The following is a 22,158-nucleotide window of genomic DNA, read 5'->3' on the forward strand; positions in this document are numbered from 1 at the left end:
CCACCGATACCAATCCGCGGAAGATCTACTTCGGATTGGGTTGATCCAACGATGATCACTGAAGCTCGTCGTTGGATCGAGGCTCACGTGTCCACGGTCTCACCTTCCACGAGATGACAACAACGACGCTTCGAGCTCGGCGTAATCCTCACGGTGATGGTCGAGAGCGTAGGTCAGCCAGTACGCGACATCGTGACGTCCCCCGAGTGCCCAGGCCAGCGCATCGCGGGTCGACGCGGTCGCTTCCCGGATGGCGATGAGACGCAGCCAGGGGAGGGTTTCCTCGTCGTCCGGCCAGTTTCGGGCGAGGAGCCAGGCCATCGCCTCGCGCAGATCCGAGGATTTGTCATGGTAGCCGAGATGCCTGATCAAGCCGACTGTGGCGGGGTGGGTTGGCCAGTGTTCGACGATCGCCGCCGCGGCGGATCTTCGCACTTCTCCCCACTGGGCCGCGCTGGTCAACGCATGCAGCCACGGCCGGGTTTCCGGCGCGTCGGTCCATCCGCGCGCGATCTCGGTGACCGCTTCCGCGCGGCAGCCCTCGTAGGGATCGGTCTCGGCACATGCGCGCAACCAGCGCAGCGTCTCCGGCCTGCCGGCCTGCCGACGCGCGACCAGGCGGATAGCCATCGTTCGGAGCCTCACGTCGGTGTCTCGGGAGGCCCGTTCCCGGAGCCAGTCGCAGGTCGCGTGGAGGTCGTCGTCGGCGCAGGCCAGCACGACCCGGCAGGCCGCTCGCCGGACGTCCCCGGCGACATCGACCTCGGCCCGGCGACGCGCGAAGGCCGCCAGGCCCGTGACAGTCGAGAAGTTTCTCCCGAGCGCGTCGAGGGCGCCGCGCCGTGTGGCCGGGTCTGGATCATCCTCGGCGTGCCGGAGAAGCACAGCCACCGTGGCGGGGTCGTTCGGCATCGCGTGGTCGGCCAGGAGTGCCAGGGCGAAGCGCTGCACCTCCGTGTACACGTCGCTGTCGGCCACGCGGCTCAGCAGGGACCAGGTGCGGGGAGCTCCAGGCGCGATCGTGGCCAGGGATCGCAGGGCGGTCCACCGGACCAATTCCGCGTGGTCCGCCAGCGCTCGCTCCTCCAGCCAGGCGGTGAGACCGGCCCAGTCAGGAAACCCGGCCACGAGGGTGCGCAGTGCCGCTCTACGTACGGTCGCATCTCGGTCCGAGACCGCCCGGTCGCTGATCCAGGAGCGGACGGCCGGATCGTCTCGCCCTTGGTGGCCGATGGCCCGGATGGCCGCGGACCGTACCCACACGCTCCGACCGGTGGTGGCGCGCTCCTTCAACCAGACCGCGATGTCCGCCTCGGTGTGCCCCGCGGCTCCGATGCCGTCGATGATGGCGCGTTGCACGGCCCAGTCGCCTTCACCGCTGGCCAGCTCGACCAGCCGCCGAGCCGTCTCAGGCTCGTCGCGACGGGCGGCCGCCACCGTCCGGATGATCTGCCTGCGCTCCCGCCAGTTCCTGCTCCGCAGGAGTGCGCTGACCTGTGCCCACGGCAGGGCCGTCACGTCGGTCGGCGCGGACCCGGACGGGCCGCCGGATGGACCGTGACCGGCGGATCGCGAGCCGACGGCGAGCACGAGGTTGTCCGGGGCGTCGTGGCGCATCGCGTCCAGGACGAGGAACGCCTGTCGCCGGACGTTCCATCGGCTGTCGCTCTGCGCGACGGCCAGCAGCCGGCGCAACGTCGCCGGATCATTACCTAACCGGGCGAGTTCCCACACCGCAGTGGTGGCGACCTCGGAGGACCGATCGTCGACGCGTTGCCAGAGCCAGCTGCGCAGGCGTGTCGGGGCCGGCCGCCGGCCGGCATACGTGGCAACGGCCGCCTCCCGCACGTCTGCGGAGTCGTCCTGCTGGGCGGTCTCGCGCAGGAGGCGCCCGACGCGAGCCGAGGCAGGCAGGACACCAAGGCTTGTGACGGCGAGCCGGCGAACATGTCCAGAGAACTCGCGCACCACGGCCTCCCGGACCACCCGTCCGCACGTCGGATCCGCGGACCAGCCGTGAACCAAGGCGAAGAGGGCGAATTGGCGGGTGTCGCCGTAGCGGTCGGCGGTGACCCGTTCCGCGAGCAGCGCGGCAGTATCCGCCCGGTCCGGCGCATGGAGGGCGATCGATTCCAAGGCCTTCGTTCGTGCTCCGGCGTTACGGTGCCCGACCGCGATCTCCCGCAGGAGGGATGCCACTCGTGGATGGTGCGGCCACGCCTGGCCGAGCGAGCCGATCGCGGGTGAATGGATGTACCAGTCGTCGTGACCTGCGCAGTCCAGCAGCCAGGGCAGCGTCTTCGGGTCCTCGTGCCAGCCCTCCGCGACCAGGACGATGGCTCGCTTCTTGACCGTCCAGTGCGGGTCGCGGCCAGCTTGGTCCCGTAGCAGCGGCAACGTTCGCGGATGGTCTCGGCCGCCACGCGCGAGTGCGGTCAGCGCCGTCGCCCGGACGTCCTTGTCGGGGTCGTCGATGGCGCGTTCCGCCAGCCAGGAACAGACGTCGGCGGTGTGGCCCCACCGCTGCGCGACGGCGATCAGCGCGGTCTCGCGGACATCCTCGTCCGGGTCGTCGGCCGCGCGCCGCCGCAGCCAGGGAAGGCTGTCCTCGGGATCGGACAGGCGCAGCTGTGCCACGTGGACGATCGCCGACTGCCGGACGAACCATACGCCGTCCGCTTCCGCGCGCCGCCGCAGCCAGGGTTCCACGCGCGGGTCTTCCGGCCAGGTGCGCGCCACGGCGGCAAGGGCCGCCCTCCGGACCCCGTCGTCCACGCTGCTGACGGCGCGGTCCATCAGCCAGTCGAGCGTCGTGGGATCATCCTTCCAACGGCGCGCGATGGTCCTGATCATCTCTGCTCGGACGCCGGTGTCGGGATCCGCGGCGGCCCGAAGGCGCAACCATGGAAGGGTCGCGGGTTCGGTGGGGGCGCCGTCCGCGAGCCCCTGCACGATCGCGTTACGTACCTGCCAGTCGGGGTCCCGTGCCGCGGCCGCTCGCAACGCGTCCGTGTGCTCGAGGCCATGCTGGAGCGTCTTGATGAGGGCCCGCGCGGCGGCGAGGCGCCCGGGCACGGCGGGCTCGTGTTCCAGTCGCTCCAGCAGCCAGGTGTTCGTCGTCGGATCGTCGGGCCAGATGGCGGCGACCGCCTCGATCGCCGTCTCCCGGGCGAACGGACTGTGGTCGCACTCGGCGCGGTCGCGTGCCCACGCCCGTATGCCGGGCCGGTCGCGCCACTGCCGGGCGGCTACCCGGACCGCCTCAGCGCGTACCTTCCACTGCAGGTCGGTCCTGGAGATATCGTGCAGGCGTGCCACCAGACTCTCGGTGAGCCCGGGATCTGCCGTCGGAACAACGCTCACGGCGGCGCGGCGGATCTCCCAGCGAACACCGGCGGCGAGCTGGGCGTGTAGCCAGGCGGCCGTCGCTGGCCTCCGTCCCGCCTGTTTCGCGAGTTCGTCGGCGGCGAGCTGGCGCACGTTCGTCGCCGGGTCATCCTCGGCGAGGCTGCGCAACCACGGCTCGACGGCCGGTGAATCGGGCCGCGCGTCGATCAGCTTCAGCACGGCCTTGGCCCGGACGTAGTCGGCGGAGTCCCGCTCCGCGCGCCCTTCGAGCCAGTCCCAGAGCGCGGGACCGGGCGGCGACTGATCCGCGATGATGTCCACTGCCCGCCCGCGGACGAGTGCCGTCGGGTCCCGCTCGGCGCGGTCGCGTAACACCTCCAGCGACGTCGGGTCGACAGGAGAGTTCTGGCCAAGCGCGGCCACGGCCGCGTCCCTCAGGCGCCAGTCCTCCAGGAAGACCGCCCTGGCCCGCAGCAGGGCCGTGACGTCGGCACGGTCGGGAAACAGATCGGCGACGAGGCCGCTGGCGAAGCGGCAGGCCGGCGTCCGAGTGATGAGGGTCGACCCGCTCGCGAGGTACCAGGCGAGCGCCTGCTCCCGTTCCGGCCAGTCCGCTCCCACCAGGCCGACGGCGGGAAGGAGCTCGTTTTCCAGGAAGTCGTCGGTCGTCTGGTCGGCGCCGGCGGAGCGCTCGATGAGTTCGATGATCTGTCGCAGTAGCAGCCGCGCCACGGACGCGCCGACCCGCCGGTTGCGCATCTCCGCCAGGCACCGCACGGCGAGCAGGATGTTGCGTGGGGGCCGGTCGTCGAACTCCGGCGGCCAAGGTAGGTAGGTGTCAACCAGCAGATACTCGATGATGCCGCTGACGAAACGCTCGTCCAGCATACCCGCGATCAGCAACAGGACCTCGCGCCACGAATCGTCCTCCCAGCGCCGTCCGAACACGTCGCGGCGCAGCTGCTCGACGGACAGCTCGCGGGTGCGTTCAAACTGGCGGCGGATGTGCTCGGCGCAGAAGAACTCCAGGAACGCGCGGTGCACGAATCCGTACACCTCCGCACCATAGCGGCTGAGGATGAAGTTGCGTTCCCGAAACTGGTTGATCATCGCCTCGGCGATGATTTTGGAGCTGGCCGGGTCACGCTGGTAGCGTTCGCGTAGATACTGCTCGATCTCGCCGACCAGATCCTCATGATGGGTGAAGTTGCCGATCAGGCCGTGCCGGCCGCTCTGCATGCGGTTCGCGATGCGCCGCAGGAGCTCTCGTTTGTCTTCCTTACCGATAAAATCGGCGTCGACCCGGCGGTCCTTCAGGTAACGGTTCACGTCCCAGTGCTCGACCAGGACGGACGCGGCGTGATCGTACACCTCCCAGCGTTCCCTGGGCAGCTCCTGGTGCTTGCCGATGATAGCGAGGATCGTCAGCAGGAGCGGGTTGGAGGCCAGCTCCTCGATCGGCCGGGAGCCGGCGATGGCCGCGGCCAGCCGGCTGCGGCGCTCGTCCGCCTTCTCGTCGTGCCCGCCCAGGGCGACCGAGTACCACTTCTGGAGGAACTCGTCGGTCTGCGCACGGTCGAGGTCTTGGACAGTGTAATGCGCGAACCCGGCATCGGAAAGAATCGTCCGCCGGTAGCCGATAATCCGTGATGTGACGATGACGCGTGCCCGCGGATACTCCACAGCGAAGCCGGCGATCCGCCGGGCGATTCCCTCCCGCTCCGCCGGATCGAAGATCTCATCCAGACCGTCGAAGATCACCAGCGCGTCACCGCCGGAACGCAGGTATGGGACCAGATACTCCGCCTGCACGCCGAGCCCGTCGGTGCGCGCGACATGATCGAGGTACTCGACGAACGTGTCGAAACGGCCGCGGGTCTGCGCAAGCGCCCGCAGCTCGATGAGCACCGGAATCGTGGTGGGCGCCGCCGTGGACTGCTCGTCGGCAATCCGCAGGACCGTGTAGCGGGCCAGCGACGACTTGCCCGCGCCGGGGTCACCGAGCAGGACCAACAGACGATCACCACCGGCAAGCAGGTCGAGGACCGGCCTGCGCGGGTTTGAACTGTAGGTACTGCGCGCGGCGGCGAGGGTCGCGTCGTCGAGGCCCTCCGGTAGCTCGTCTCGCTGGATTTCGCCACCGGCCTCGAGCTGCCGCCAGATCTCCTTCGGCAGCTCGACGGGCGGTGGGTTCTCCCGCACGTCCTGCGCCACGAAGACGTTGCGCAGGGCTATGGGCACCTGCTCATCGCGCTGCGCGGGAGTGAGCGCCTCGAGGTCGAGTCTTCGGTACTGCTGGTCGAGCCGGGTGAAGTACGACCGCAGGACGGCGGCGGGAATCCGGGCGTCCGCCGCGCCGTCGTTCCCGCCTGCCGCCGATCGACCGTGTCTGTCTCTGGACTGGCGTAGCTCGACGAGCGCCTGGTAGAGCGTTGTCTCAAGATGTTCTGCGCTGTCCACCAGGCACAGCGTCAGTCCTTCCGCCGACTCGCCGAGTCGGCGGCGAAAGGCGGCCTGTAACGCGCCCGTCTCGTGGTCCGTGAACGCCCTGCCTGGCAGGCGGAGATCACCCGACTCCTCGTCGAGGCAGAATACGAGCCGGGGCACACCAAGATCAGTGGCGACGTCGAACTCGAGTTCGGTGTAGGAGATGGGGTCGAGGTCGGGCACCAGCGAGCCGTAGCGGAATCCGACGACAGCAACGTAGATGTCCGCCGTCTCCAAGCACTCCCGGCAGTACTGGGCGGGCGGCTGGTCGCGCGCGGTGAAGTAACTCATGTCGACTACGGCCTCGCCCGCGCGACTCACCGCCGCTTTGGCCGCGGTGACATATGGTCGGGACGTCGGATACCTGGCGAGCTCCGAAGTGTGGCTTAGGAAAACGCGCCATACCCCCATGACCGTACGATAGCACCCATCGCACCACAGGACGACCCACCAGTTACCGGGGGTGCGTGCCTGCGATGCGCGGATCGGCGGTTGGCAGCCTTCGGTGGACGCCATGGACCGCCCACCGCGTCTGCCCTGATCTACGACCCCGAGGATGTGGACGGTGCGTGAGCTGACTTCCGGAACGAAGAAGCAGTACAGGCGCCGCAGGGTCACGGCGCAGTCCCTGTGGAAGAAGTCCACCGTCAGTATCGTCGATGACCCGGGACGTTGGCGGCCGGGTCGTTGAAAACTGCTCGGCCGACAACGAACAGTCCGCGTTGCGGAATGGCGAAATCGCGCAGGAATGCCTGGGTGGGAATCGGTCCCGGTTCGCCGAGGGGTACCCCGTGGACCGTCGCGGTGCTGTCGGTCACGACCCACAGGCGCAGTGGATTGGCCGCGAATCGCTGGCCGTCCGGGGCGAGACCGGTCAGCCGTACCCGGCCCGCCCCGAGTGCGGGGCCGGCGAGCCGGGACATGACCTCGAGCAGCGGGCGGGAACGCCAGGCGCGATCCGGCAGGGCGGAATCCAGGGCGCTGAACAGCCGGGTCACCGGTGTCGCGGTGACCGTCACCGTCCAGTCGAGATCGCCGTCGCCGGCGGTGACCCGGAATGTCCGTGGACCTGCCCAGTCGATGTGGATCGGGCCCTCGCGCACCTCGGCGACGGCCGAGCCGAAGTAGCGAGTACAGGCCAGCTCGGCGGGCTGATCCTGGTAGAAGGTCCAGCGGTCGTCGGGGGTGCGATGCCAGACCGACCGATAGCCGGGGCCGATCGAGGACTCCGGAAACCGGCGTAGACCGAGGACGTGCCCGGAACGGAACGGTAGGCCCATGATTCCGTAGCCCGCGAACCGGTCCTCGCCCGCCGACTGCCGCGGATCGCGCTGATCCGCCGTTTTCGTCCGGTCTGGCCGATCTTCCGTCCGGCGTTCGAGGTCGTCGACGACGTCGCGAGGCTCGCGCATGGCTGGACTCTGCCATGGCGCACGACGGCCACGGGTGTTGTGGCCACATCACGACAGCCTGCCGTCGAGGGGGCGTTCTGCCGTCGAGGGGGGCGTTCTGCCGTCGAGGGGGGCGTTCTGCCGTCGAGGGGGCGTTGTTGTGCACTTCGTAGTAGCTGCGGCGGATGTTCCGGATCAGGACGTGCCCGGCGATGATCGTCTGTTGGGAGTCGGCGGGCGGCGGTCTGGTCACGTCGGGTACTGGTCAGTTCGTTGCTGAGCTCGCCATGACGCCGCAGTATCTGGTCACACTGATCCAACCGGGTACTGGCTGCTCGGGAGCATGTGCGAGGCTCAGGCGACCCGGATTCGGTCGCCGGTGCCAGGATGTCGCCAGCCGCCAGACATCGAGCAGGAGAACTGATGAAGCGGATCGCTGAACTCGCCGTCCGTCGCCGATGGCTCGTCGTCGTCGGCTGGATCGTCTTCGTCGTCGCGGCGCAGGGGATCGCCGGGGCGATGGGCGGGGCCTCGTACAAGGACACGTTCAGCCTCCCGCACACCGAGACCGCGTCCGTGGCGAAGCTGCTCGAGAACGCCGGCCTGAACAATCAGAACGGTGCCCCGGGCACGGTCGTTCTCAAGAACAGGGCCGGGGCGTTCACCGCCCCGCCCCCGCAGCTCAAGCCGGCCCTCGTCAAGGTGTGCACCTCCGGTAACCATGTGGCGCTGATCGCGACGCCGTGGGAGTCGATCGACTGCTCGAAGAGCACCGCCGCCGCGCCGGGAAACCCGGGGCTGCTCAACAGGGCGCACGGCTCCACCACGGCGCTGGTCGCCATCACCTGGGAGAACGACCACTACGACGCCGAGCTGTTCAAGAACGTCTACGACCAGCTCAAGACCCTGCGCAGCGACTCGCTGCAGGTGGAGTTCACCGGTAACGCCTTCACCGGCATCGGGCAGAGCGACGGTTCGGGCTCGTCGGTGTTCATCGGGTTCGGGGCCGCGCTCATCATCCTGGCCCTGGTGTTCCGCACCGTCGCCGCCACGGTGCTGCCGCTGGCCAGCGCGGTGGTCGCGCTCGTCAGCGGCCTCGGCGTGATCTACATCCTCAGTCACGCCATCAACGTCTCCAACATCACCCCGTACCTGGCCGAGCTGATGGTGATCGGGGTCGGCGTCGACTACGCGCTGTTCATCGTCACGCGACATCGCCGCAATCTGCGACGCGGCATGCCCGTCGCGGAGTCGATCGTGAACGCGATCAACACCTCCGGCCGGGCGGTACTGTTCGCCGGTACGACCGTGTGCATTGCCATCCTCGGCCTCATCGCGCTCGGGGTGAGCTTCTTCAACGGCATGGCGGTGGCGACCGCGCTCGCGGTCGGTTTCACCATGATCGCCTCGCTCACGCTGCTGCCCGCGTTGCTCAGCCTGTTCGGGCTGAAGGTGCTGCCCCGCCGGCAGCGGGCGGCGGTGCGGGCCGGCGAGTTCATCGATGACCGTCCGGTGGGGTTCTGGGCCCGCTGGTCGCAGTTCGTCGCCCGGCGCCGCATCGCCGTCGCGGTCGTCTCCGGTGCGGTGATGGTCGCCATCGCCCTGCCGTTCTTCTCCCTGAAGCTGGGCGCCAGCGACCAGGGCAGCGATCCGACGAGCTCGACCACCCGCGCCGGCTACGACCTGATCGCCGCCGACTTCGGCGTCGGCTACAACTCCGCACTGGAAGCCGTGGTGAGCGGGCCTGGCGCCGCGGACCAGGCCTACCTGCAGCGCGTGACGAAGACGCTGGCCGCCGTCCCGGGCGTCGACCCGGCCAGCCTGAGCACGGTTCCGCTGGCCAGGAACATCGCCTTCGTGACGTTCAAGACGACCACGTCACCGCAGTCGGAGAAGACCTACACGCTGGTCCGGCACCTGCGCTCGACCACCCTGCCGCCGCTGTACGACGGCACCGCCAACCACATCTACACCTTCGGTGATACGGCGATCAACGTCGACTTCGCCTCGGTGCTGGCCCGGAAGATGCCGCTGTTCATCGCGGTCGTGGTCGGCCTGTCGTTCATCCTGCTGCTTATCGCGTTCCGGAGCCTGGTCATCCCGTTGACCGCCGCGGTCATGAACCTGCTGGCCGCGGGCGGTTCGTTCGGTCTAGTCGTGGCGATCTTCCAGTACGGCTGGCTTTCCGACAGCATGGGCGCCGGCCCCGGCGGACCGATCGACGCCTGGATTCCGGTCATGCTGTTCGCCATCCTTTTCGGCCTGTCGATGGACTACCAGGTGTTCCTGGTCAGTCGCATGCATGAGGAATGGGTGCACACCCGTGACAACAAGCGGTCGGTGACGATCGGGCAGGGTGAGACCGGCGGCATCATCACCGCCGCCGCCCTCATCATGATTGCCGTCTTCCTCGGCTTCCTGGTCAGCCCGGGCCGGCCGATCAAGATCTTCGGTACCGGCCTTGCCGCCGCCGTGTTCCTCGACGCGTTCATCCTCAGGACGATGCTCGTACCGTCGGTGATGCACATTGTCGGCAAGGCCAACTGGTACCTCCCGAAGTGGCTGGAACGGATCATCCCGCACGTCTCGGTCGAACCCGCCGACGAGGCCGTCACCCACGCCGCCGGCTCCGGCTCCGGCTCCGCGGACGACGACCGGCCCGAGGACGAACGGGAACTGGCCCACCACTCCTGAGCCGCCTCGACTCCCTTCATGCTGGGGGCGTCAGCGGGCCGGTACCTGGCGGGCGGCCTCGATGATCCGGGTGAGTGCGCCGTGCAGCTCCTGCAGATCGGTGACCTCGACGCCCAGCCGATCGACGACGGCGGAGGGGATCTTCAGTGCCTCCTGGCGCAACGCGCTGCCGGCCGGGGTGAGTTCGAGCGTCAGCAGGCGCTCGTCGGTGGCGGCCCGGCGGCGGGACACATAGCCGGCCGATTCCAGCCGCTTGAGCAGCGGGGAGAGCGTGGCCGAGTCCAGGAGCAGGGCGGCGCCGAGGTCCTTCACCGAGCGCGGCGAGCGTTCCCAGAGGGCCAGCATCACCAGGTACTGGGGATGGGTGAGACCGAGGGGTTCCAGCAGCGGCCGGTACACCCCGATCACCAGCCGGGACGCGACGGACAGGGCGAAGCACACCTGCCGGTCCAGCGCGAGGGGGTCCTCCCCGAGGTCCTCGCCGATACGCGCGTCGTCCTCGATCACGGGCTGGTCCCTCCCTTCGTGGCGTGCGTCATGGTCCAGGATACCTGGCACGTCGACGAAGCGATCGCGTACGATTCATGTGTGCACAAAATAATCGGGCGCCAGGGGTCGGCCGGCGACGCGACACGCGCGGCGGCCGGTGAGGGAGGGCGACGGATGAAGCGTCAGGACAGCACCGTCGGCGCGGCGGGCGGGACGGGCGTGGCGGGCAGGGTGGGCGCGGCGAGTGGCGTGGGGGAGCGGCCCAGCCGCTTCTACCGTTTCCTGTTGAGCGTCATGGGGCCGGCGCAGCTCGGCTCGCTCGCCGCGCCGCCGCGCCCCGTGCCCCCGCGAGTGGACATCTGCCGCAGCTGCGGGCAGCCTCGGGACGCCCACGAGCTCGAACGGCTTGCCGACCACACCGCCTCGCGCTGCCCCGCGGGGCCCGCGCGGTCCTGAGCTGGATCTGGTTGGTTCCTTTGTGTTGGTTGGTTCCCGTGTGGGTGTGCCGCGCGCGGAGCCGGTCAGTGTGACGCCGGGCAGGCGGCGACGGACTGGATCGCGGTGACCGTCCGCAGGTCGACGTCCACGTCGCCGACGGCGGTACGCAGGGTGAGCAACCCGGCGTGGACGCGTACGACACCACCGCAGACCAGCCCGGCTGGTGCCTGCACGTCGAGCAGCGATCCGCTCGCCGGCGGCCCGTACCAGGTGACGCCGACCGCGGCGACGAGCAGCCCGGCGCAGGCGAACACCAGCACGACGCCGAGCCGCAGTGCGCGCACGGCGCGCAGTGCCTCGGCATGGGTACGCACCACCTCGCTGTTCAGGGCGTCAACGGGAACGATCGAGGGGCGTCCGTGCGCGGCGGACAGCAGGCACACAGCGCCGGCCCCGCCCGCCATCAGCGCAGCGAGCAGCAGGATTCCGACGACCGCCGCCCACGGGGCGGCGAGATCGTCGATCTCCGAGCGGCCACGGATGAGGCCGAAGCCGACCAGACCGGCGACGAGGCCGGCCAGGGCGTTGCGCCACGACAGCGCTGCCGCGCGCACCCGCGGCAGCTCCTCGCGAAGCATGCGCCGGGTCAGCTGCGCGGCGTGGGCGTCCGCCGGGGTCGCCCGCCGGTCCGCGCCGGTCGCGGTCATGCCGGACCGGCCTGGTGCAGCCAGTAGGCGCCGCAGCCCTCGTAGTCCTCGGGACGGCCCGCGTGCTCCTCCGCGCAGGTGCAGATGACCGTCAGGTCACCGCCGGCAGCGGGCGTGGGCGGGCGCGGGCGGCGCAGCGGCAGCAGGCCGCGGACCACCACGTCGGTCGCGTAGTACGTCATGTAGTGGCCGCAGCGCGGGCAGTGGCCACGTAGCAGGAGGCCGCCGCGGGATGGACGGTCCTGCCGGAAGGTGGCCTCCGCGTGCGTCCGGAAGCCGGGGTCGGTCACCTCCACGTAGCCGACGACACGCGCGGCGGCCGGCGGCTCGTCGCGAGGCGGGATCACGGTCATCGGCAGCTCCTTCCGGCGCGACATGTCGTCGAGGCGCAGCATGTCGCGATGTGTGGTGGGGCCGTCATGGCCCGGTGTGCGCGAACGGCGTCCAGATACTCGGCTCGTCCCGATGATCCTCACGCAGCGCCACCACCGCCCGGTGCAGTGCCTCCGCGAGGCGCTCGGCACGTGGTGTGCCTCCGGCGGTGACCTCGCCGTAGACGGCGCGGAACACCGCAGTGGTGGCCGGTCCGTCGTATACCGACCACAGCGTCGCGACGACATGGCGGTAGCCGGAGTGCTGCAGCGCCGCGGCAAGGGTGATCGTCTCGTCGGCGAGCTCGACGCCGCCGGTGGCGGTCTTGCAGGCGGACAGCGCCGCGAACTCGCCTCGACGTCGCAGACGCGCGACGTCGGCGACGGCCAGGACCCCGTCGTGCAGGACCAGACCGCCGCTGCTCGGGTCGGCGAGGTCCTGCGTGCCGTGGCAGCTGAAGTGCACCCAGCTGTGGGAGTCCAGAGCCCGCCGGACGGCCTGCCGGGTCGCGGCGTCGGCTCGCAGGACCGTGAGATGGTCATCGCCGAAGTGGTCCGCGAGGACGGCCAGTTCGGCGTCGACGCCCGCGAGAGGGGCCTGCCCGGGGGTGTCCGGCAGCGCGACGGCGAGCAGCCGACCGCTCTCGTCGGCGGCGGGAGCGGCCACGGCCGGCCCGTCGGGGGCGCGGGCGGCCAGCAGCGCGCGCAGCGTCGGGGTGTAGGAGGACACCACCAGGTCGAGCACCGCACGGGCCGGGCCGTCGGCGGGAGTCCGGTGGTAACCGGCCGCGTGCAGCGGGACGAGGGCGAGCGGGCCGGTCGGGCACCACCACACCCGCGGCCACGGTTCGTCCGCAGCGGGAGCATGCAGGTGGCCGAGCGCCGTGAGGACGGGCTGTGCGATGGCGTCCCAGAGCCACTCCAGGGTCGCGGTGCCGACGACCTCGGCCGCCTCCTGCGCCCGGAGCAGCTCGCGTTCGGCACGCTGGGCGGCCTGCAGCGCGGCCTGCAACCCCGGCCCGGACGAGGCCGGCGAGGGCACCGCCGACCAGGCCGCCTGCTGCGCCTGCCGGGCCTGCTCGGCTGCTCGCAGGGCACCCAGGTAGCCGTCGACCCGCGCGCCCACGTCCTTGTCGGACAGCGCGGGCAGGGGCACCACGCGCACCCCGTCGGGGCGGGCGAGCAGCGCGTCACAGCGCAGGGCGCTGAGGTTGATGATCACGACGGTTCCCCCGACGGCCCCTCGCAGCAGCCGGTCCAGCGGCACCGGACGCAGAAAGTCGCTGAACCCGTCGAGCCCGCGCACCTGCGCGACGAGGTCATCCCAGCGCTGGGCCAACGCGATGCGCTGCGCGGGCGTCACCGCGGCCTCGCTGTCCAGCGTCGTGCGAATCTGCCCGAGCTCGGCATGCAGCGCAGGGGCGCGCGCGGCAAGCTCGCTGTCGTCGCCGCGCAGGTCCAACAGCTGGGTCCACAGCACCGAGCGGCCCAGTTCCAGCAGCTCGACGGCGCGCTCGGGCTGGCCGGCGTCGAGGGCCACCGCGGCGGCGTCGCGGGCGAGCCGGGCCCGGGCTGACAGTTCCCGCTCCTGGTGCGGCCGGTCGCGGCCCTGCCAGGTCACCTCGTGCAGGCGGGCGAGCGCGGACGCGTACGCCTCGACGGCGCCAGCCGGGTCGCCCGCGGCCCTCGCTGCTTGACCCCACTCTATGGCTGTCCGCAGCCGCGGCGATGCCGGTCCCGTCGGGTCCGTCGCGGCCGCCCGCAGACACTCGACGGCCGCCGCGAAGGCCTGGGGCGACCCGCTGCGCTCCGCCCGTTGCTGCCACGCCGCCCCGAGGTTGCGCAGGATGGTCGACCGACTGACATCGCCCGGCCCGACCAGGCGCGCCGCTGCGATGAGCGCGTCGAGCGCGGCGTCGTCGTCCGATGGGGCGTCGGCGGCGGCATCGGGGTCCGCCGTCGGCGACGCCGCGGCGGGCGCAGGCCTCATCTGCAGGGTACTGGCAAGATCATTGAGGTAGCCCGCGTGGTTCTGATCGTCGGTGGGGACGGCTGCGAGAGCCTGCCGGTACAGGCCGATGGCGGTCGTGACGTCGGCCTGGCGGTCGACGTCGGTCCGAAACCAGCGGCCGAGCGCGACCGCTGCCTGCCGCCGCTGCTCCGCCGACCCGACCTGCGCCCGCTCGCGTGCCAACGCTGCGGCCTCGGGCGGCCAGACGGCACCGACCCGCAGCATCAGCAGGTTGGCGAGAGCCGCCAGGAACCGGTGATGATCGGTGCGTTCCGACGCCGCCGCGGCGGCGGCCCGACCCTGCTCGACCGCCTCGTCGACGTCCTCGGCCGCGCCGTTCTGGATGAACCGTCCGCGCAGCGACAGGGCGAGCTGGCTGCGTACCTCCGCGTGCGGCAGCCCGCCCGCGACGCTGGCGTCCAGTGCCTGCCGGCCCAGGGCGACCGCCCGGTCGATGTCGGCGACCCGTCGGGTGAGGTCGTGACGTTCCCGCAGGGCCTCGGCGAGGTTGATCAACCGCAGGATCCGATCGGAGCCGGTGGTCCGCTCCGCGGCGGCCGCCTCGGACAGATCCACGACCGCGTCGATGTCGGCGATCCGCCGGCTGGCACGGAAGCGCAGCAGTCGGGCATCCCGCAGCCGCCCGCGGACCATCGAGTGGAGTTGCTCGCCGGCGGGAAGCGCACCGAGCACGCGGGCGTAGCCCTCGATCGCGGCATCGAGGTCCGTGGCCCGGCCAGCGTCGAGGTACCGCTGTTCGTACTGGACGGCGAGCTGGAAGCCCACGCGGAGACGCTCCGGGTCCCCCGTGGGGATCAGCTCGGTCAGCTCGGTCAGCACGTCGATCAGTCGGTCGAGGTCCGCCGCGTGGCCGTCGCAGTCATGGCGTTCGACCAGGGCGATGGCCAGGCAGCGCAGGGCCTCGATGCGTTCGGCGTCGGTCAACCCGAGGGTGAGCAGCCGTTCCCCCAGGATGGCCACCCAGTCGGCGGCCCCCATGAGGTGGTCGACGTCCCAGCGCATCACGTCGGACGGCTCCTCGGCGTGCCGTGCTTCGATGAGCTCGGTGCCGATCTGATCGTGGAGGCGCTGCGCGAGACTCGCGGTAAGCGCGAGCAGCGTGTGCAGGTCGTCCTCGGACACGTCGGGCGGAAGCACGGTCAGCGCGGCCACAGCCAGCGCGAACGCCACCTCGACGGGGGGCAGTTCGGCGAGTTCGCCGTCCGGCGGGCCCGCGTCGGGTCGACCGGACTCGTCGCGGCGGTTGTAGGCCCGCGCCAGGTCGAAGGCGGCCGCAGCCCCCGTCCGCCACAGCGCGTCGTCCGTGGCGACCACGACACCCAAGGCCGCGTGCGCGTCGAACGCCGCCACCTTCGCGACATACCAGGCCGGCTCGTCCGCCGAACCGGGACTCGCGCCGGTGTCCTCGCGGTGGGGAGGGGAGGCCAACCGGGGAATGGCGGGGAACGCGGTGAGCAGGAGACGTTCGACGGCGGGATCTCTGATCCTGTAGAAGGCGGGGGTGGCGGCCCGCAGCACCGTCAGGTCCGCGCGGCGAAGAGTCTCCCGGGCAGCCGCGGGCCCGCCCACCTGCGCCGCCCGTACCAGGAAGTCGTGGTTCTGCTCCGCGATGATCGCGCCTCGGTAGTCCCGCTCGCCGCGGTAGTGCGCCGCCATCGTCGCGAACTGCTCGATCGCGGCGGTCAGATCCAGCCCGGATCCAGGCTGGACAAGATCGATCCACGACTCGTGCACGTCGGTACGCACCAGCCCCTGCGTGAGCAGGCGCAGATTCTCGCCGCTGGCGTCGCTCCCGTCGCTCCCGTCGGCCGGCCGGGATGGCACCGCACCAGCGGAGGGGCGCTCCGCGCTGGCCGGCTCCGCGCTGGCCGGCTCCGCGCTGGCCGGCTCCGCACCGTCCGGTGCAGGCGCCGTGCGGGGCTCATCCTGATGGGAGTTCCGGGCGCGAGCTTCCCTCGCCCGGTGGAGATTGCCCTGCAGTGTCTGCCGGTCGGGATGCTCCCAGGGCAGCAGGCCGAGGGCCTGCTCCCACAACCGCGCCGCCTCGTCGAGATCGCCGAAATCGGCGAGCTGGTCGTTGCCGACGGCCCCGTTCGCCTGGGATCCGGTGGCGACGGTCCGTTCGTGGCGTCGCCACAGCCCGCCCGCGAGGTTCGCCAACAGCTGCGGCCGCCTGGACTCATCGCCGTCCGACAGCTCGTCGACGGCGGCTCGCAGCAGACCGATCGCCTCGTCCAGCGCCGTGGCGTCGTCGGTCCGGTCGGCCTGGATAAGCAGCGCCCTGGCGAGAGCCGCCCGTCGGGTGGCGAGCCGCGGACTGAACGCCGGTGTCTCCGCCACCGTCGTGCGCAGCATCCCGACGGCCTCCGTCACCGCCCCCGGAGCACCGCCTCGTTCATGGTCCTGCAGGAGTATCCCCGCCAGGTTCGTCCGGACAAAGCCGCTGTCGTTCGCACCGGACGCCGCCAGCGCGGCGCGGCCGAATTCGATGGCCCGGTCCAGGTCGGCGGACACGCCGTCATGTTGGTAACGCGCCGCAAGCAGGTCCGCGAGGTGCATCAGGCCCCGCGCGCGCAGGTCGGCCGGGCTGGACTCGACGACGGCCTGCTGCAGAGGTATCGCCGCGTGCAGATCGCGGACGTCCCCCGTGCGCTCGGCCCGGATTTCTAGCGCCACCGCCAGGTTCCCCTGCCAGGAGACCCGGCCGGGGTGGTCGTTCGGCGTGGCGGCGAGCGTCGCCCGCCACAGGTCGATCGCCCGGCTGAGATCGTCGAGGTCTCCCGTCCGCTCGTAGCGGCGGCGAAGCAGCTCGGCGAGCTGCTGGTGGTCCGACCAGCGCTGTGGGTCCGCCGGGTCCGCCGGGTCGCCGCCGGCCTGATCGACGATCTCGCGGGCGACCCGAACGGCCTCGTCCAGGTCGTCGAGGCTGCCACTGCGCTGGGCGCGGGCGTCCAGCCGGTCTCGCCGGTGGCGTGGGGGCTCCGCGTCCGCCGCGGCCGGCGGGTGTGCCCGTAACCGCAGCAGCTCCGCCAGGCTGCGATGGTATCCGGAGAGATCATCATGGGCGGCCGTGGCGAGCTCGACGGCCTGACGTTGCGTCGAGATCGCCTCGTCGAGGTCGGACACATCCCCGTCGTGGGTGAAGCGGGTCCGCAGCATCCTCGCGTGCAGAGACAGGAACATCGCTCGCTGCGACGCTGGCGGCGCACCGGGCGGACGGGTGGTCAGCAGACGCGCCCGCTCCCGCCCCACCTCCACGCTCTCGTCGAGGTCGTCCGCGCGGCCGTTCGCCTGCACTCGGTCGACCAGCGCGGACCAGAGGTTGGTGAGCGCGTTGAGCCGCTGGTCGCCGACGGCGATCCTGCTGGCGGCCCGGCTGGTCTCGATGGACTCGTCGAGATCGTCGTGGCCGCCCGAACGGTCGAACCGTCTGTGCAGGGTGGCGCCCAGGTTGACGAGCCGCCCCAGCCGGTCCGGGTCCGTCAAGGCGGTCGCGGCGAGTGCCTCCCGTAGCGCGTGGATCGACGTGTCGAGATCCCCCGCCGAATCGTCCCGGTCGGACCGCATCCGCAGGGCGTAGCTGAGGTTCGACAGGCTGCGGGCCCGGTCGGGATGGCCTGGTGGGCCCGCCGCCACCGCCGCGCAGGCCTGAGCGAACGCCTCGTCGAGGTCGGCGGGTGTATCCGCGGTCTGGAACCGCCGCAGCAGCGCACCCGCGAGGTTCGACCGGATCGCGGCCTCCTCGGGCCAGCCGGCGCAGCGCCCGGTCAGCGCCCGGCCCAGGTCGATGGCCTCGTTGAGCAGGCCGGGCGCACCCGTGCGGCCAGAGAGGACTTCCAGGTCGACCGCGAGCCCGCCGATCACGGACAACCTGGCTCGCTCGTCGGCCGCGCCCACCGGAACGGTCTGCAGCAGCCGGCGGCCCTCCGCGGCCGCCTGCTGCGGATCCAGCGGCGAGTCCCCGGCCTCGACCACCTCGGGGGCGGCCGAAGCACCAGACGCACGGCGTCGGGCGCGCCGACGACCGAACAGTGCCATTTGCGCGTGCCACCCCCTCGGGCCAGGCAGGGGACAGCGGAGAGCCGTCCACCCCCGTATCGACACCGGCACACCTCGTCACTGATGCTATCGATCAGCCGATCGGGGAACAACGAACCGCAATCACCGGCATCGATGTGGCCGTCGACGGCACCCAACGGCTCGACCCAGCCCAGATCCCTGGGATAGCTACTGATCTCTCATGAGATGGGTTCGGCGACGATGTCGGCGCGGTCGAGGGTGGCGGCGTAGGCGGTGATGTCGTCGGGATCGCTGGTGAGAATCTGCGCGGGGCCGTGCAGTGCGGCGGCGATGACGACCAGGGCGTCGATGACGTCGGGCCGTTTCTTCGTGGGAAGTCTGGCCTCGGCGAGCATGGCGCCGGCCCGTGTGTAGGAGACGAGGGTGAAGGTCCGCGCGCAGGCGACAAGCCGGCGGGGACGCTGGTCGCTCCGCGTAGCGGTGGGGTGCTGTCCCGGGTCAGCACCGGTGGCCGTCCGGTCCGGTGCTGCTGACCCGAGGTACTTCACCCCGGCCAGGATCATGACACTTACCGCGTCGTAGGTCCCGCGCGTGCGTGCGTCCTTCGTCGCGAGGGCGAGGCCGTGCTCCTTGGCGGCGAGCGCGACCAGCCCGTCGTACCCGGCGCTGCCGGCGATGCCGAGCTGACTCAGGGTGGTCTGGACCTCCTGGCGGGCGGGCCGCTCAGCGTCAGCGGCGCCACCTCGCGTCGAGCAGGTGTGCGGCGTCCGGCGCGGACAGCCGCGCGTCGCCCGGCAGCCTGGTGAGCACCGAGTAGGTCCCCGCGGCGACCAGGCCGCTACGGAGACTAATAACGGGCCCAGAGACGCGCGGCGGTGCTGTTGAACACGCCTGTCGGTCAGGTCATAGCCCAATGCCACTTCCGCTAGTTGGATCAAGCTGCGACCTGGGATTTCAGGGGGTTGGCGAGTCTGATCGTGGCTGGGGTGTTGTGGCGGACGCCGTGCTGGCCGGGTTTCTTGACGGGGTACTGGTTGTGGCGGGCGCGGCGGACGGCGCGGGGGTAGGTGCGTTCGCGGCGGGTGTTGAGCCTGGTCGGCCGGGTGATGTCGGCGGCGATCAGGTCGAGGGTCCGGCGGCGCTGGTCAGGGGGGGAAAAGCCGGGTCGGTGACCCGGTCGCGGATGATCCTGACGGTGCGCTTGCACTTGATCCGGTCGGGGTCGATCCCGGCGGCGGTCGCGGCCTGGCAGGTCAGGGCACTGATCGCGTGGTGGGTGAGCAGGTAGCCCCAGATCTCCTGGTAGACGGTGTCGGGATGCTTCGAGCGCAGGACCCGGCCCGGACCGCGTAGGTAGGTTTTGAGCTGCCTGTTCCCGGTCTCGTGTTCCCACCGCTGCTGGTACGCCCCGGCCAGGGCGGTGGCGGTCGCCTCCCGCGGGTCACAGATCGTGGTGATCAGTCCGATGATCTCGTGTTTCCCGTCGCCCTCACGGTCCGGGACGTCGTACTCGACGAGGCGGGCGTAGCGGGCCTTCGCCGGGTCCAGCGGCGTGCCAGCCCGCGCGGCGGCGAGCAGCGCCTCACGCGCCGCGCCGGTGACCTTCGGGTTGACCAGCACCGTCAGGTAGGAACCGTCCGGCAGTGCCCGCAGCGGCGGGGGCCGCAGGTTCGCTTTCGCCCGCCACAGCAGCGCCGCGCCGGTGTCCGCGGCCGTGCACCAGTCCGCCCAGGAGTAGAAGTTCCGGTCTGCCAGCAACAACCAGCCGGACTCGAGACGTGGGTAAAGCTGGCGGGCGAGGGCCTGCTCGCTGGCGACCTTCGCCCCGCCGGCCGGGCCGAGGGCCGCGAGCACCGCCGCGTGCGACGCGCACTCCGACACGGTGACCGCCCGGACCTTCGGTAACACTCCCGGCGCGTCGGCGCGGCCGGCCGGCAGGCCGAACGCGGCAATGTTCTCCTTGGACGCCGCCACGTCCCACTCCAGCCCGTCGATGCTCATCAGCCGCCACGGCCCGCGGAACGCCCCGACCGTGTCCAGGTCCGCGACCGGCGCCGCGACCTGGGAGAACAGTGCGGCCATCGGCGCCGCGCCGAGCCGCTGGCGGCCCTTGGTCAGCCCACCCGAACTCGGGTCCCACACCGGCCCGGTGACATCGAGATCGTCCAACGTCCCGGCGAGCCGGCGCGCGACCGCCTCGTAGTCGTCCTCGGCGAACAGTGCCAGCGCCATCACGAAGTAGGCCACGACATGCGGCGGGATCGTCACGTCGCTACGCCGGGCGCCTCTCCCGGTCGCCGCGATGGCCTCGTCGACCGCGTCACGCGGGACGAACGACGTCAGGACTCCCAGCGAGATCCAGTCCGTCAGCCGGCGGTCCGCCACCACCCGAGTGTCCGCCACAGCGTTCGATCATGCCGCTACCCGCACAGAACCACCACAACCAACACACCAACGACCCCCAAGATCCAACTAGTGGAAGTGGCATTGTTGCGCCCCGAGCGCGAGGAAGGGAGCTGTCTGAAGGTAGGCAGGTCAGTTCTTGACACGTGCGTGCTGCACGGACGATGGGGGAGGCGGAGCCCCGTGGTAAGGGTTCCGTCCGGCTCCCCGGCGTCGCCCTGCGGGGGGAGGCGTCAAGTCACTCCGAGGTGCGTTAGTTGAAGCCTGTCGTGCTGAGCGTCGGAGAAAAGGCGGCGTAAGAGTCGTCAGACAGGGTCCAGGAAGGCGAACGAAAGTGAACCACCGCTGAAGTGCCGTTACTTTATGAGGTGACACCGGAACCGGGGTATCAATGCTGCTCCGGGATGAGCCAGGCGGGTGCCCGTCTATTGGCCTGGTGGTGTCCGGCATGCAGGTGGCGCGAGCCTGGGCTGCGGCGTCCGTGCGGAACGGGGGAAGGCGTTCGCCGATACTGCCCCGGCCCCTGTGGCCGGGCGAGAGGGAGTGCGCCGAGCGGCTGAAACCGGGAGGCGGGAGTACCGATGCGGCAACGCCGGCGGACCGGCTCGTACTAGTGTTGAAGCCCCTGTAATGGGGGTGGAGCGAAGGGGCCGGCTCATCCAGAGGAGTTCGCCGAGCAACCGGGTGTAAACCCGGGAGGAGTCGAGTGGACAATTCAGGTCCGAAACAGAGACCGTATGTGATTTCCAAGACGCTTGTGTGGGAGGCGTATCAGCAGGTCCGGCGGAACAAGGGTGCCGCCGGGGTCGACGGGCAGTCCATCGAGGACTTCGAGAAGGACCTGAAGAACAATCTGTACAAGGTCTGGGTGCGGATGTCCTCGGGGAGCTACTTCCCGCCCCCGGTGCGGGCTGTGGAGATACCGAAGCCACACGGCCCAGGGACGAGGATCTTAGGTGTGCCCACCGTGGCTGACCGGGTCGCCCAGACCGTGGTCGCCCTTGCGCTGCAACCCCGCACCGAGTCGATCTTTCATGACGACTCGTACGGGTACCGGCCGGGGCGGTCGCCGTTGATGGCGCTCGGAAAGTGCCGCGAAAGGTGCTGGCGAATGAGCTGGGTACTTGAGTTTGATATCTCCCAGTTCTTCGACTCCGTCGATCACGACCTTGTAGTCAAGGCGGTCGAGGCGAACACTACCCCTGAGCAGAAATGGGTGGTGCTCTACGTCCAGCGGTGGCTGAAAGCTCCGATGCAATGGCCCGATGGCAGGATGGTCGAGCGGGATCGGGGTACCCATCAAGGGTCCGCGGTTTCACCCGTGCTGGCTAACTTGTTCTTGCATTATGCCTTCGACGCCTGGATGGAGAGGCAGTTTCCAACCCTGCCGTTCGAGCGTTTTGCCGACGACGCGGTCGTGCACTGTGCGAGCGAGAAGCAGGCCCGGTATGTAAGGGCAAAACTCGCGGAGCGGATGAGGGAGGTCGGGCTGCGCCTGCATCCCGACAAGACCAGGATAGTGGACTGCAAGAACGGAAACAGGCGTGAGGAATATGACAACACGTCGTTCACGTTCCTCGGGTACACGTTCCGGATGAGAGGTGCCCGCAGAAAGGACGGGCAGATGTTCTCCAGCTTCCTGCCGGCAGTGAGTCGGGACGCCCTCAAGAAGATGGGGGGCGTGGCGGAATCCGTCAAGCTGTTTGAGTCAGGCGCTTCAGAAAATTAGTTGGCCTGCTGATCGGTGTCCTGGTCGTCGGGCCGGTTGATCCACGCGG

11 protein-coding genes and 1 pseudogene are annotated in these 22,158 nt (G+C 70.4%); 3 read left to right on the plus strand and 9 right to left on the minus strand.

Annotation, left to right across the window (positions count from 1 at the left end):
* Positions 1-99 precede the first annotated feature (99 nt).
* The 3 genes and pseudogenes from FF36_RS17510 to FF36_RS17515 all read right to left on the minus strand — a co-directional run bounded on the left by FF36_RS17510 (position 100) and on the right by FF36_RS17515 (position 7,247).
* A complete protein-coding gene (locus FF36_RS17510; protein ID WP_128423331.1) occupies positions 100-6,351 on the minus strand; it encodes a HEAT repeat domain-containing protein in 6,252 nt (2,083 codons plus the stop codon).
* A gap of 30 nt (positions 6,352-6,381) precedes the next feature.
* A pseudogene (locus FF36_RS41510) lies at positions 6,382-6,507 on the minus strand (integrase core domain-containing protein); the annotation flags it as partial.
* Positions 6,483-7,247, minus strand: a complete 765-nt coding sequence (locus FF36_RS17515; protein WP_044886159.1) for a hypothetical protein — start codon at positions 7,245-7,247, stop codon at positions 6,483-6,485. The gene FF36_RS17515 and the pseudogene FF36_RS41510, both read right to left, overlap by 25 nt.
* 402 nt (positions 7,248-7,649) lie before the next feature.
* Here FF36_RS17515 and FF36_RS17520 point away from each other — a divergent pair, with 402 nt between their 5' ends.
* Entirely contained in the window at positions 7,650-9,920 is a 2,271-nt protein-coding gene (locus FF36_RS17520; protein WP_044886160.1) for an MMPL family transporter, read from the plus strand.
* Between the two features lie 30 nt (positions 9,921-9,950).
* Here FF36_RS17520 and FF36_RS17525 read toward each other — a convergent pair whose 3' ends face one another.
* Positions 9,951-10,427 (minus strand): MarR family winged helix-turn-helix transcriptional regulator, encoded by a 477-nt coding sequence (locus FF36_RS17525; RefSeq protein ID WP_082121999.1) that lies wholly within the window; start codon positions 10,425-10,427, stop codon positions 9,951-9,953.
* A gap of 156 nt (positions 10,428-10,583) precedes the next feature.
* On the opposite strand from FF36_RS17525, the gene FF36_RS17530 reads away from it, so the two are divergent.
* The gene (locus FF36_RS17530) at positions 10,584-10,865 is read left to right on the plus strand and encodes a hypothetical protein (RefSeq protein ID WP_242419026.1); all 282 of its coding nucleotides are present in this window, start codon (positions 10,584-10,586) and stop codon (positions 10,863-10,865) included.
* Between the two features lie 65 nt (positions 10,866-10,930).
* Here the strand turns inward: FF36_RS17530 and FF36_RS17535 are convergent, their stop codons facing one another.
* The 5 genes from FF36_RS17535 to FF36_RS17555 form a co-directional block, all read right to left on the minus strand.
* Positions 10,931-11,554 (minus strand): hypothetical protein, encoded by a 624-nt coding sequence (locus FF36_RS17535; RefSeq protein WP_044886161.1) that lies wholly within the window; start codon positions 11,552-11,554, stop codon positions 10,931-10,933.
* Positions 11,551-11,907 (minus strand): hypothetical protein, encoded by a 357-nt coding sequence (locus FF36_RS31600; RefSeq protein WP_128423332.1) that lies wholly within the window; start codon positions 11,905-11,907, stop codon positions 11,551-11,553. The genes FF36_RS17535 and FF36_RS31600 overlap by 4 nt, the downstream gene beginning before the upstream one ends.
* 64 nt (positions 11,908-11,971) lie before the next feature.
* The gene (locus FF36_RS17545; RefSeq protein ID WP_128423333.1) at positions 11,972-17,995 is read right to left on the minus strand and encodes a CHAT domain-containing protein; all 6,024 of its coding nucleotides are present in this window, start codon (positions 17,993-17,995) and stop codon (positions 11,972-11,974) included.
* Positions 17,996-18,195: 200 nt separating this feature from the next.
* Entirely contained in the window at positions 18,196-18,540 is a 345-nt protein-coding gene (locus FF36_RS17550) for a hypothetical protein (protein WP_236705849.1), read from the minus strand.
* A gap of 556 nt (positions 18,541-19,096) precedes the next feature.
* Positions 19,097-20,380, minus strand: coding sequence for an IS4 family transposase (locus FF36_RS17555; RefSeq protein ID WP_044886163.1), 1,284 nt, complete (start codon positions 20,378-20,380; stop codon positions 19,097-19,099).
* A 739-nt stretch (positions 20,381-21,119) separates the two neighbouring features.
* Between FF36_RS17555 and ltrA the strand changes: the two genes are divergently transcribed.
* On the plus strand, positions 21,120-22,109 hold the full coding sequence (gene ltrA, locus FF36_RS17560) for a group II intron reverse transcriptase/maturase (protein ID WP_052681194.1): 990 nt from the start codon (positions 21,120-21,122) through the stop codon (positions 22,107-22,109).
* Positions 22,110-22,158 lie beyond the last annotated feature (49 nt).

Source organism: Frankia torreyi (assembly GCF_000948395.1).
Classification (GTDB): Bacteria; Actinomycetota; Actinomycetes; order Frankiales; family Frankiaceae; genus Frankia; species Frankia torreyi.